A 12,312-nucleotide genomic window follows, 5' to 3' on the forward strand; every position below is an offset into this window, starting at 1 on the left:
ACCCGCACCGCCCCCGCCAGCGCCGCCCCCAGGGGTCGCGTCAGCGCCAGCGCGCCGCGCTCTTTGTGGGCCAGCAGCACGGCTCGTACCTCGTCCGCGTACCGGGCGGCCGCGTGCACGGCGGGCAGCCCGGGCGGCTCGGGGGTCCGGCCGGACGCGGCGGGGGGTACCGCCTTGGAGCGCGCGCGGCACTCGGGGCAGAGCACCGTGCGCGCCGTGCCGCAGCCGCCGCACTCGGCCGGGAGTACCAGGCCGGAGAGGTCGTGCCACCACCGTCGGACGCTTTCCACACGGATCACTGTGCCGAGGGCGGCGACGGCCTGCCACCCCTGTGGAAAACGTCGGCGGGGCGGCTGTGGATAACCGGGGGTAGGTCTGAAAAGCAGGTCGTACGGTCGCCTCGTCAGGCGGGCGAGGCGCCGCGCCCCGGCGATGAAGCGACCGGCCTCAGCCCGGATAGAACGCGACCGACCCGGTCTCCTTGAGCGTCCGCCAGCCGCTTCCCCCCGGCAGCCACAGCAGGCCTTCCTTGGAGGTGGCGAAGAGCGGGGCCTCGCTGTCCTCGGAGGCGGCGATGCTGGTGACCTCGGTGAGGCCGGGGAGGGTCCCGGTCTCGGGGATCGAGCCGTCGGACTGGACGTACTGGACCTGTTCGACTCCGCCGGCTTCGCGGCCGACGACGACGAGCCTGTTGTCCCCGGCCCATGACATGGCCGTGACCTGTTCCAGGTCGGGGGTCGCGGAGCGCAGTTCCTGGACGGCGACGGTGGGCCGCTCGCCGCTCGTGTCGCGTTCGATGCGTCCGATGAGCAGGGACTGCTTGCCGCCCTGGTCGACGACGAGCGCGATCCGTACGCCGTCGGCGGCGACCCGTACGGTGTTGATCCGTCCGTCGAGGCCGGGGGTGAGGACCTCCAGCGGCTCGCCGGCGCCCTTCTCCAGGAGGAGCAGGCGCGGATCGGCGGGGTCACGGTCAGCGACCCACAGGTCGCCCTGGCCGTCCCAGCTGGGTGTCGTCAGGCGGTCGGTCTCGGTTTTGCCCTTGCTCTGGAGGACGGGGTCGCCGAGGGAGTTTCCGGCGACGGTGGAGGTGACGTAGAGCGTCTTGCCGTCGAGGGCGACGCCGGCCGCGCTGTGTTCGTCGCGGGCGACGGCGACGGAGCGCAGGGCCTTGGTGCCGTCGCCGAGGGTGCCGGGTACGGGTTCGGATCGGGCGCTGTCGCCGGCGTTGGTCATGCGGACCAGCCGGTGGCGGGCGTCGATGAAGTACAGGTAGTCGGGTCGGTGCTCGGCGCCGCGTTCGGCGACGGCGGCGGCCCGGTCCTCGGTGAGGGAGCAGAGCTGGTTTCCGCCGGCGCGTACTTCGACCTCGTCGACGGTGGGGTTGAGGCTCTGGAGGGTGAACAGCAGTTGGGCGGCCATTTCGTCGCACTTGCCGTGCCCGATGCGGGCCGCTTTGTCGTTGAGCGGCACGGTGAGTTTGTTCTGGTCGTCGGGTGCCAGTGAGGTGACGCCCTTGGTGAGGGCGGTGCCGGTGGGGAAGCTGGAGCGGACCACGGGGCGCAGCCAGCTGGTGGGTCCGTTGAGCAGGGAGCGCACCGTCTGGGTCATGGGGTCGACGCGTTCGCGGACGTAGACGGGGTCGGCGACGGCCATGGGCTGTCCGGAACCGGCGGACGTGGTGTGGGAGGCGAAGTAGTACTTGTTGAGCGACATGTAGTTGCGCTGGAAGTCCGACTTGCCCATGACGACGCCTTGGGGCAGCGAGTCGATGCGCCAGTGTCCGGTCTTCTCGTCGCGCGTGAGGTGCACCGTCTGGTCGTAGTTGCCGGAGGCGGGTGTGTACGACTGCTGGGCGTCGATGGTGGCGACGCGGGTGCCGGTGAGTCGGAACGCGAACTCGTCGCCGTCCTCCCTGCCGCCCGAGCGGTCGGCCTGGGTGCCCGGCCCGTCGGCGAGGACGGTGGTGGACCGTTCGGGTTCCCACTGCTGCGCGGCGCCGGCGGTGAGGTACTGGCGGGCGGTCGAGTAGCCGGGGTCGTCGCTGGTCAGGGCTTCGAGGAAGCCCTGGACGATTTCGGCGGGCGGTGCGTCGTCGCGGGGTGGCAGGGCGAAGACCCGTACCTGGGTCTCCTGGCGGGGGGTGGATTCCACGCCGCGCAGGTCGCCGCTGTCGGGCATCGAGGCGCATCCCGCCAGAAGTACGACGCCACAGACGGCGTACGCCGTCCCGCGCACCGGCGTGCGCCGGCGGCCCCCCTCGCGGTCAGCGCCCACGAAATGCCTCCCCATGCTGGTCCGCGCCGTCGGTTTCCCGGTCCGCCGCGCCGGGTGCTGCGTCACCGTGTGTCTTGTCCCTGGTCGGCGGGTCCTGGGGGCGTGCGCCGGAGGCGGGCCGGGGTACGACGCGTGCGCCGTTCCCGGGCAGTGCCGTCGGGTCGGCGGTGGGGGCCGTGGTGCCCTGCCGGGGTGTGAGGGGTGCCCGGCCGGGGGATCGCCGCTCGTCGGCGGGCTGGACCGGCACGGTGGCGCTCTTCTCGCTTCCGCCGCGCGGCAGGCCGGCTTCGTTGAGTCCGCGGTGGCGGCGGGAGTCCTTGGGTTCCAGGGGTATCGGTGAGCCCCGCAGGGGTTCGTCCGCGGTCCTGGGCAGGGTGAGCCGGAACTGTGAGCCGCCGCCGGGTTCGCCCCAGGCCTGGAGCCAGCCGCCGTGCAGGCGGGCGTCCTCCAGGGCGATGGACAGCCCGAGGCCGGTCCCGCCGGTGGTACGCGCGCGTGCCGGGTCGGCGCGCCAGAAGCGGCTGAACACGCGCGTGGCCTCGCCGGGCTTGAGTCCGACGCCGTAGTCGCGGACGGCGATGGCGACGGCCCCTCCGGCGCTGGCGAGCTTGACGACGACGTCCTTGCCGTCGCCGTGTTCGACGGCGTTGACGACGAGGTTGCGCAGGACGCGTTCCACGCGGCGGGCGTCGGCCTCGGCGACGACGGGCTGCTGGTCGCCGCGGACGCGTATGGACGTGCCCTTGCGTTCGGCGAGGGGTGCGGCTCCGCTGACGACGCGGCGCACGACTTCGCGCAGGTCGACGGGTTCGGCCTCGAGGGCGGCGGCGCCCGCGTCGAAGCGGCTGATCTCCAGCAGGTCGGCGAGCAAGGACTCGAAGCGGTCGAGCTGGTCGGCGAGGAGTTCCGCCGAGCGGGCGGTGACGGGGTCGAAGTCCTCGCGGGCCTCGTGGATGACGTCGGCGGCCATCCGTACGGTCGTCAGGGGTGTGCGCAGTTCGTGCGACACGTCGGACACGAACCGCCGCTGCATCCGTGAGAGGTCCTCCAGTTGCTGGATCTTCAGCTGGAGGTTCTGCGCCATCTTGTTGAAGGCTTCGCCGAGCCGTGCGATGTCGTCCTCGCCGGTGACCTTCATCCGTTCCTGGAGGCGTCCGGCGGAGAGCCGCTCGGCGATCCCGGCGGCCATCCGCACAGGTGTGACGACCTGGCGTACGACGAGCCAGGCGATGGCTCCGAGGAGTACGACGACGAAGAGTCCGGCGGTGGCGAGGGTGCCCCGGACGAGGCTGAGGGACTTCTCCTCCTGGGTGAGCGGGAAGAGGTAGTACAGCTCGTAGGGGTCGCCGTTGGGGTCGTTGACCCGTTTGCCGATGACGAGGGCCGGCTGGGACTCCTTGTCGCTGAGGTAGATGATGCGGGAGTACCTCTGGACGGCGCCGGTGCTGCTGTTGACGCGCTCGCGCAGGACGTCGGGGACGCTCTTGTTGGGGTCGACGGAGCCGGAGGCCCGCGGCCCGCGTCCGCCGCCGCTGTCGTCGCCGGGGGGCAGGGTGACCACGTCGAAGGCGCCCTGGCCGCCGCTGGACAGCGACAGCACGAGTTCGCTCATCCATTCGATGACGTTCTGGGAGGCTCGGCCGTCCGCGCCGTTGCCGCCGTCGGCGGCCGAACCGGCCGCTTCGTCGGCCTTCTGTTTGGCCACGGCGAAGCCGCCGGTGGCCTGGCTCTGGGAGGCCTTGACCTTGGCGTCGAGCAGCCCGTTGCGTACCTGCCCGATGACGACGAAGCCCAGCAGGAGGACGACGCCCAGTGACATCAGCAGGGTCGTGGCGACGACCTTGAGCTGGATGTTGCGTCGCCACAGTCGCATGACGGGCAGGAGCGGCCGGCGTATCCAGCGCAGCAGCAGCCGCAGGACGGGGCTGTTGTGCACGCCGCCCTGGAGGAGCCCGCCGTCGAAGAGGTGCGCGAAGCGCGAGCGCGGTCCCGCCCGCTCCGGGCCGACAGGCCGCTCCGGACGGGCCCCGGACCGGCCGGGGGCCGAAGCGGCACTGTCCCTGGACATGTCAGCTCGGTCCGGCCTTGTAACCGACGCCACGGACGGTCACCACGATCTCCGGCCGTTCCGGGTCCTTCTCGACCTTGGAACGCAGCCGCTGTACGTGCACGTTGACCAGGCGGGTGTCGGCGGCGTGCCGGTAGCCCCAGACCTGCTCGAGGAGCACTTCCCGCGTGAACACCTGCCAGGGCTTGCGGGCCAGCGCGACCAGCAGGTCGAACTCCAGCGGCGTCAGCGCGATCGACTGGCCGTCGCGCTTCACGGAGTGACCGGCCACGTCGATGACGAGGTCACCGATGGTGAGCTGCTCCGGAGCGGGTTCCTCGGACCTCCGCAGCCGCGCCCGGATCCGGGCGACCAGCTCCTTCGGCTTGAACGGTTTCACGATGTAGTCGTCGGCGCCCGATTCGAGGCCCACGACGACGTCGACGGTGTCGCTCTTGGCCGTGAGCATGACGATCGGCACGCCGGACTCCGCCCTGATCAGGCGGCAGACCTCGATGCCGTCCCGTCCGGGCAGCATCAGGTCCAACAGCACCAGATCGGGCTTCGCCTCACGGAAAGCGGCCAGCGCCTTGTCGCCGTCGGCTACGAAAGACGGCTCAAAACCTTCACCACGCAACACGATGCCGAGCATCTCGGCCAGTGCGGTGTCGTCGTCGACGACAAGGACTCGTCCCTTCATAAACGACATCATCCCATTCTCATAACAGTGACAGTGGCGCTGGTGAGCAGGGTCACTGGCCCGTGACGATAGTCGTAGGGAACGGTCACTGTCTGCCCCGGCCCCCGGCATCCCGGTCAGCGCCGCCCCCGAGGCCCCGGCGGAGCCCGTCCGACAGGGCGGCGCGTCCCGCTCAGTCGGTCGTCACCCGCGCCGACCTGGCGCACAGCTCCGCCAGCCCGTCGGCCGTCACCGGCGAGACGACACCCTCCTCCGTGACGATCGCCGTGATCAGCTCGGACGGCGTCACATCGAACGCCGGGTTGTACGCCTGCGTCCCCAGCGGCGCCACGGGATTCCCCCCGCCCACTCCCGACACCGGCGCCTGCGGCGCGGTCATCTCCGTCACCTCGAACCCGGGCCGCTGCTCGACCTCGATGGACGCCCCGTCGGGGGTCTCCATGTCGACCGTCGTCACCGGCGCCACCACGATGAACGGCACATGGTGGTACCGGGCGAGCACCGCGAGCGGATAGCTCCCCACCTTGTTGGCCACCGAGCCGTCGGCCGCGATGCGGTCGGCCCCGATCAGCACGGCGTCGACCTCACCGGCCGCGAACAGCGACCCCGCCGCGTTGTCTGTGAGCAGCGTGTACGCCATCCCTCTGCGCGCCGCCTCGTACGCCGTCAGCCGGGCACCCTGGAGCAGCGGACGCGTCTCGTCCACCCACAGCCGCCGCAGCTGGCCCGCCCGGTGCGCCGCGAGAGCCACCGCGAACGCCGTGCCCTCGCCGCCCGACACCAGCGCGCCGGTGTTGCAGTGGGTGAGGACCCGATGCCCACCGCCGGGCAGCAGTTCGTCGAGGAGCGCGAGCCCGTGCTCGGCCATCCGGGCGCTGGCCTCGGCGTCCTCCCGGTGCAGCTGCCGTGCCGCGGCCAGCGCGGCCCGGGCGCCCTGCTCGGGCCCGCCGCCCTTGACGATCTCCGCCTGGTAGGCGTCGCGGGCCCGGCGCACGCCGACGGACAGGTTCACCGCGGTGGGCCGGGCACCCGCGAGCGCCTCCGCCGCCTCGTCCACGGCGAAGCCTCGCGCGGCGGCGAGCGCGACCCCGTACGCCCCGGCGATCCCGAGCAGCGGCGCCCCGCGCACGGCGAGCGAACCGATCGCCTCCACCAGCGCCGACGCGTCCGTACAGACCAGCTCCACCTCCTCGGCCGGCAGCCTCGTCTGGTCCAGGAGCACCAGCACGGGACCTTCGGGTGGTTCCTCCCAGCGGATCGCGGGTACCTCGGTGGGCCGCTTGTCATCACCGGATTGCGCGTACTGATCAGCCATGCCGTCAGTGTGCCCGTTATCCGGCGGACAATCGAAGGTGTGCAGCCCGGACCGCGGCCGGTCCACCGTGGACCACCCCATGGCACGATGGCTCCCAACCTGCCGCCGCGACCGCGGACGGGCACCGTGAAGGAGCGACGATGAACGACACTCCGGGCTGGGCCTCGCCCGGATCCGCCCCGTCCGACGGACAGGAGCCCGGGACGTCCACATCTCCCGAGCCCGCCGACCGACCCGGCGGCACGCAGCCCGCGGACCAGCCGGCCAAGAAGCCACAGGGCCCCGGCACGCAGTGGTCGCCGCAGCAGCCGCCGCCCGGCCAGTGGTCCGCGCCGACGGGCCCCCCGAACCCGGGCCAGGCCCCTCCGCCACCACGTTCCCGCCCCGTGGATCGGCCGACGCCCGCCCACCCGGCCCCGGCTACGGCCCCACGGGCCCGGGCGGATACGGCGGATACGGTGCTCCCGGCGGCTGGGGCGGTGGCTGGGGCGGCACCCCGCCCGCGGCCAAGCCGGGCGTCATCCCCCTGCGCCCGCTCGGCGTGGGCGAGATCCTCGACGGCGCCGTCTCCACCATGCGCACCTACTGGCGCACAGTCCTGGGCATCTCCCTCACGGTCGCCATCGTCATCGAGGTCATCGTCGTCCTCCTGCAAGGCCTGGTGCTGGACGAATCCGCCGGCACGGCCGCCCTCGGCGACGCGAGCGCCACCGTCGACGAGCAACTCGACGCCATGGGCTCCGTCCTGCTCAACTCCGGTGTCATCTTCCTGGTGAGCCTGGTCGGCACCATCACGGCGACCGCACTCCTCACCGCCGTCACCAGCCGCGCCGTCCTCGGCAAGCCGGTCACCACCGGCGAGGCCTGGCGCGACGCCCGCCCCCAGCTGCTCAAACTGTTCGGCCTGATCCTCCTGCTGCTGGTCATGGTCACCGCCATCGCCGTCGTCTGCGTCCTGCCGGGCGCCCTCCTGGGCGGCGCCGCGGGCGACGCCCTCACGGCCATCGGCAGCATCGGATCGATCCTCGTCGCGGTGTCGCTGCTGGTCCGCTTCTCCCTCGCCCCGCCCGCGCTGATGCTGGAGAAGCAGGGCATCAAGAAGGCCCTGGCCCGATCCGCGAAGCTCGTCCGCGGCTCCTGGTGGCGGGTCTTCGGCATCCAGGTCCTCTCCCTGATCATCGCGAACGTCGTCGCCATGATCATCGCCGTGCCCTTCGCCCTCCTGGGCGCCGCGCTCAGCCCCGGCGGCCTCAGCGCCTTCACGGACGCCGGCGCCGACCTCGGCTGGACCTACCTCGTCGTCAGCGGAATCGGCTCGGTCATCGGCTCCCTGATCACCTTCCCGATCACGGCGGGCGTCGCCGTGCTCCTCTACGTCGACCAGCGCATCCGCCGCGAGGCCCTCGACCTCGACCTGGCCCGCGCCGCCGGCGTCCAGGGCTACGGAACCCCCGGCAGGAGCTGATGCGGTGAGCCTTGCGGGGGGAGTTCTCACAGCGGCACAGGCGGGCCCGCACACGCCGCCACCCGGCACGGCCGACCCGACCCCCGCGGCGCTGTCCGGTGCCGCCGACCGTGCCGTGCACGCCCTGCTGCGGGCGGCCGACGGCTCGCCGCCGTCGTGGGCACGCTCGGACGGCGAACCACCGGTGACCATCCCGCGCGACCCGGCACGCGAGGCGGCCCGCCGCGAGCTGTCCCAGCGGCTGTACCACGAGAACGACCCCAACCTGTTCGAGCGGGCCCTGAACACCTTCTGGGACTGGCTCGAAGACCTGTTCGGCGCCGCCTCGACCGCCGCCCCGGGCGGAGTGCTCGGCCTGCTCGTCATCGTCCTGGCCGTCGTCGCCGTCGTGGCCGCCCTGTGGTGGCGCCTCGGCACCCCCCGCCGCCGACCCTCCTCCGCAGCCGCCCTCTTCGACGACCGCCCCCGCAGCGCCGCCGACCACCGCGCCGCCGCCGAGGCACACGCCGCCCAGCGCCACTGGAACCAGGCCGTCCAGGAACGCATGCGCGCCATCGTCCGCTCCCTGGAGGAACGCGCCCTCCTCGACACCCGCCCCGGCCGCACCGCCGACGAGGCCGCCGCGGAAGCCGGCCACACCCTTCCCGACCACACCGGCCGACTCCGCTCCGCCGCACGCGACTTCGACGACGTCACATACGGCGGCCGCACCGCCACCGAACAGGCGTACCACCGCATCGCCGACCTCGACCGCGACCTGGACAACACCAAGCCCCGACTCACCCACAGCAGCACCCCCAACACCCCCCAGCACACCCGCCAGGGGACCCCATGACCACCGAGGCCACGCCCCCCACCACCTCGGTCTCGCCCACCACCCGCCAGGTGTGGACCCGCTCGCGCGGCATCGTCCTCGCCTTCGTGTGCCTCCTGGCCTGCGCCGCGGTCATCGCCACCCTCCGCTCCGACGCCCGCCACGGCGCCCTCGACCCCCGCTCCGGCGACCCCTACGGCAGCCGCGCCGTCGCCGAACTCCTCGCCGACCACGGCGTCTCCACCCGCGTCGTCACCACCCTGGCCGAGGCACGGACCGCGACGAGCCCCGGCACCACCCTCCTGGTCGCCGCACCCGACCTGCTGACGGAACGCCAGCAGAGACAACTGCGCTCCGCGACAGCCGACTCCGGCGGCCGCACGGTCCTCGTCGCACCCGGCACCTGGTCCGTCGAGACCCTCGCCCCCGGCGTCTCCGCGGACCCCGTCACCAGCCGCGGCTCCACCCTCGACCCCGACTGCACACTGCCCGCCGCACAGAGCGCCGGCAGCGCCGACACCGGCGGCATCCGCTACACCACCACCCACCTCGACGCCGACGAGTGCTACCCCAGCAACCGCCTGGCCACCCTGGTACGCGTCCCGGACACCACCGGCGACGGCGACACCGTCGTCCTCGGCGCGCCCGACATCGTCCACAACGACCGCCTCGACGAGCAGGGCAACGCCTCCCTCGCCCTCCAACTCCTCGGCTCCCGCCCTCATCTCGTCTGGTACCTCCCCTCGCTCTCCGACACCTCCGTCACGGACCAGGACGAGGAGAAGAGCTTCTTCGACCTGATCCCCTCCGGCTGGCTCTGGGGCACCCTGCAACTCTTCGTCGCGGCAGCCCTCGCCGCCCTCTGGCGGGCACGCCGACTCGGCCCCCTCGTGCCCGAAAAACTCCCCGTCGCGATCCGCGCCTCCGAAACCGTCGAAGGCCGCGCCCGCCTCTACCGCAAGGCCAACGCGCGCGACCGCGCGGCCACCGCTCTTCGCTCCACCACCCGCACCCGCCTCGCCCCTCTCGTCGGCGTCCCCGTCACCCAGGCGCACACGCCCGAGACCCTCGTCCCCGCTCTGTCCGCCCGCCTCCACGGAGAAGGACAGCCCCTGCACTCCCTCCTCTTCGGCCCGCCACCCGCCGACGACACGGGCCTGATCGCCCTCGCCGACCACCTCGACGCCCTCGAAAGAGAGGTACGCCGTCCATGATGGACCCGACCACTGACAACGCCGGGAGCACCGGGGACCCGGGCAGCGCCCGCGCCTCCCTGGAAGCCCTGCGCGCCGAGATCGCCAAGGCCGTGGTCGGCCAGGACGCCGCCGTGACCGGTCTCGTCGTCGCCCTCCTCTGCCGCGGACACGTCCTGCTCGAAGGCGTCCCCGGAGTGGCCAAGACGCTGCTCGTCCGCGCCCTCGCCTCCGCACTGGAACTCGACACCAAGCGCGTCCAGTTCACCCCGGACCTCATGCCGAGCGACGTCACCGGCTCCCTCGTCTACGACAGCCGCAGCGCCGAGTTCTCCTTCCAGCCCGGCCCGGTCTTCACCAACCTCCTCCTGGCCGACGAGATCAACCGCACCCCGCCCAAGACCCAGTCCTCCCTCCTCGAAGCCATGGAGGAGCGCCAGGTCACCGTCGACGGCACCCCCCGCCCCCTCCCCGACCCCTTCCTGGTCGCCGCGACCCAGAACCCGGTCGAGTACGAAGGCACCTACCCCCTCCCCGAAGCCCAGCTGGACCGCTTCCTCCTCAAGCTCACCGTCCCCCTCCCCTCCCGCAAGGACGAGATCGACGTCCTCACCCGCCACGCCGAGGGCTTCGACCCCCGCGACCTGCGCGCAGCCGGCGTACGCCCGGTGGCCGGCCCCGCGGACCTGGAAGCCGCCCGCGCCGCGGTCACCAAGACCACCGTCTCCCCCGAGATCACGGCCTACGTCGTCGACATCTGCCGCGCCACACGCGAATCGCCCTCCCTCACCCTCGGCGTCTCCCCACGCGGCGCAACGGCTCTCCTCTCCACCGCCCGTGCCTGGGCCTGGCTGACCGGCCGCGACTACGTCATCCCCGACGACGTCAAAGCCCTCGCCCTCCCCACCCTCCGCCACCGCGTCCAACTCCGCCCCGAGGCCGAGATGGAAGGCGTCACCGCCGACTCGGTCATCACCGCGATCCTCACCCACGTCCCCGTTCCCCGCTGATGGCACTCACCGGACGCACCGCGCTCCTCGCGGCCCTGGGCTCCCTCCCCGTCGGCATCTGGGAGCCCAGCTGGACAGGCATCCTCGCCGTCAACGCCCCCCTCGCCGTCGCCTGCGCCTGCGACTTCGCCCTCGCAGCTCCCGTACGCCACCTGCGCCTGACCCGCTCCGGCGACACCTCGGTACGCCTCGGCGACACGGCGGACGTCACCCTCACGATCACCAACCCCTCCCGCCGCCCCCTGCGCGCCCACCTCCGCGACGCCTGGCCCCCCAGCAGCTGGCAGCCCGGCACGGACATCGCCGCCTCCCGCCACGAGGTCACCGTTCCCGCCGGCGAACGCCGCCGCATCATCACCCGCCTACGCCCCACCCGTCGCGGCGACCGCCAAGCCGACCGCGTCACCATCCGCTCCTACGGCCCCCTACGTCTCTTCTCGCGCCAGGGCACCCACAGGATTCCTTGGTCCGTACGGGTTCTGCCCCCCTTCACCAGCCGCAAGCACCTGCCCTCGAAACTCGCTCGTCTGCGTGAACTCGACGGCCGCACCAGCCTCCTGACCCGCGGCGAAGGCACAGAATTCGACAGCCTGCGCGAGTACGTCCCCGGCGACGACACCCGCTCGATCGACTGGCGCGCCACCGCCCGCCGGACCACGGTCGCCATCCGCACCTGGCGCCCCGAACGCGACCGCCACATCCTGCTGGTCCTGGACACCGGCCGCACCTCCGCGGGCCGGGTCGGCGACGCACCCCGCCTCGACGCCGCCATGGACGCAGCCCTCCTCCTGGCCACCCTGGCATCCCGCGCCGGCGACCGCGTCGACCTCCTCGCCTACGACCGCCGTGTACGCGCCCTCGTCCAAGGCCGCACCGCCCGGGACGTGCTCCCTTCCCTGACCAACGCCATGGCCTCCCTCGAACCGGAACTGGTCGAGACAGACGCCCGCGGCCTCACCGCCACAGCGCTGCGCACAGCCCCCCGCAGCTCGCTGATCGTCCTGCTGACCACTCTCGAGGCCGCCCCGGTCGAGGAGGGCCTCCTCCCGGTCCTCCCGCAGCTGACCCGACGCCACACGGTCCTGGTGGCCTCGGTGGCCGACCCGCACATCGCCCGCATGGCCGCAGCCCGAGGCACCACGGATGCGGTGTACGAAGCAGCGGCGGCAGCCCAGGCCCAGTCGGAACGTCACCGCACCGCGGAGAATCTCCGCCGTCACGGAGTCACGATCGTCGACGCCACCCCGGGCGAGCTCGCACCGGCACTCGCCGATGCCTACCTGGCACTGAAAGCGGCCGGCCGCCTGTAACGCAAAAAGGGCTCCCCAAGGGGAGCCCTACGTCCAACGCCAATCCATGAAACGCGGAAAGCAGAAAACCCCCGTGCCGAAGGCACGGGGGTTTTCTAAAGATTGTTCGGCGGCGTCCTACTCTCCCACAGGGTCCCCCCTGCAGTACCATCGGCGCTGTAAGGCTTAGCTTCCGGGTTCG

The 12,312-nt window shown here is 72.5% G+C and carries 8 protein-coding genes and 2 pseudogenes; 5 read left to right on the forward strand and 5 right to left on the reverse strand.

Going from position 1 to position 12,312, the window contains the following annotated elements; translation table 11 throughout:
• The 5 genes and pseudogenes from BM536_RS41225 to mtnA all read right to left on the reverse strand — a co-directional run.
• Window positions 1-290: pseudogene (locus BM536_RS41225) on the reverse strand (ComF family protein); the annotation flags it as partial.
• A 157-nt stretch (window positions 291-447) separates the two neighbouring features.
• Window positions 448-2,277 carry an LpqB family beta-propeller domain-containing protein gene (locus tag BM536_RS13935; protein WP_073499574.1) on the reverse strand — a complete coding sequence of 610 codons (1,830 nt, stop codon included), beginning with the start codon at window positions 2,275-2,277 and terminating at the stop codon, window positions 448-450.
• Window positions 2,267-4,345, reverse strand: a complete 2,079-nt coding sequence (gene mtrB, locus BM536_RS13940) for an MtrAB system histidine kinase MtrB (protein ID WP_073499572.1) — start codon at window positions 4,343-4,345, stop codon at window positions 2,267-2,269. Before mtrB ends, BM536_RS13935 begins: the two co-directional genes overlap by 11 nt.
• 1 nt (window position 4,346) lies before the next feature.
• A complete protein-coding gene (gene mtrA / locus BM536_RS13945; RefSeq protein WP_005316841.1) occupies window positions 4,347-5,036 on the reverse strand; it encodes a two-component system response regulator MtrA in 690 nt (229 codons plus the stop codon).
• Between the two features lie 160 nt (window positions 5,037-5,196).
• Window positions 5,197-6,339, reverse strand: coding sequence for an S-methyl-5-thioribose-1-phosphate isomerase (gene mtnA / locus BM536_RS13950; protein ID WP_073499570.1), 1,143 nt, complete (start codon window positions 6,337-6,339; stop codon window positions 5,197-5,199).
• A gap of 140 nt (window positions 6,340-6,479) precedes the next feature.
• Here mtnA and BM536_RS13955 point away from each other — a divergent pair.
• The 5 genes and pseudogenes from BM536_RS13955 (at window position 6,480) to BM536_RS13975 (ending at window position 12,131) form a co-directional block, all read left to right on the forward strand.
• A pseudogene (locus tag BM536_RS13955) lies at window positions 6,480-7,804 on the forward strand (DUF7847 domain-containing protein).
• A 115-nt stretch (window positions 7,805-7,919) separates the two neighbouring features.
• A complete protein-coding gene (locus BM536_RS13960) occupies window positions 7,920-8,639 on the forward strand; it encodes a DUF4129 domain-containing protein (protein ID WP_425444641.1) in 720 nt (239 codons plus the stop codon).
• On the forward strand, window positions 8,636-9,832 hold the full coding sequence (locus tag BM536_RS13965; RefSeq protein WP_094102988.1) for a DUF4350 domain-containing protein: 1,197 nt from the start codon (window positions 8,636-8,638) through the stop codon (window positions 9,830-9,832). Before BM536_RS13960 ends, BM536_RS13965 begins: the two co-directional genes overlap by 4 nt.
• Entirely contained in the window at window positions 9,832-10,821 is a 990-nt protein-coding gene (locus tag BM536_RS13970) for an AAA family ATPase (RefSeq protein ID WP_094102989.1), read from the forward strand. The genes BM536_RS13965 and BM536_RS13970 overlap by 1 nt, the downstream gene beginning before the upstream one ends.
• Window positions 10,821-12,131: a DUF58 domain-containing protein gene (locus tag BM536_RS13975; protein WP_073499771.1), complete on the forward strand. Its 1,311-nt coding sequence runs from the start codon at window positions 10,821-10,823 to the stop codon at window positions 12,129-12,131. The genes BM536_RS13970 and BM536_RS13975 overlap by 1 nt, the downstream gene beginning before the upstream one ends.
• Window positions 12,132-12,312: the final 181 nt, after the last annotated feature.

Origin of the sequence: Streptomyces phaeoluteigriseus (assembly GCF_001896135.2) — a bacterium.
GTDB lineage: Bacteria > Actinomycetota > Actinomycetes > Streptomycetales > Streptomycetaceae > Streptomyces > Streptomyces phaeoluteigriseus.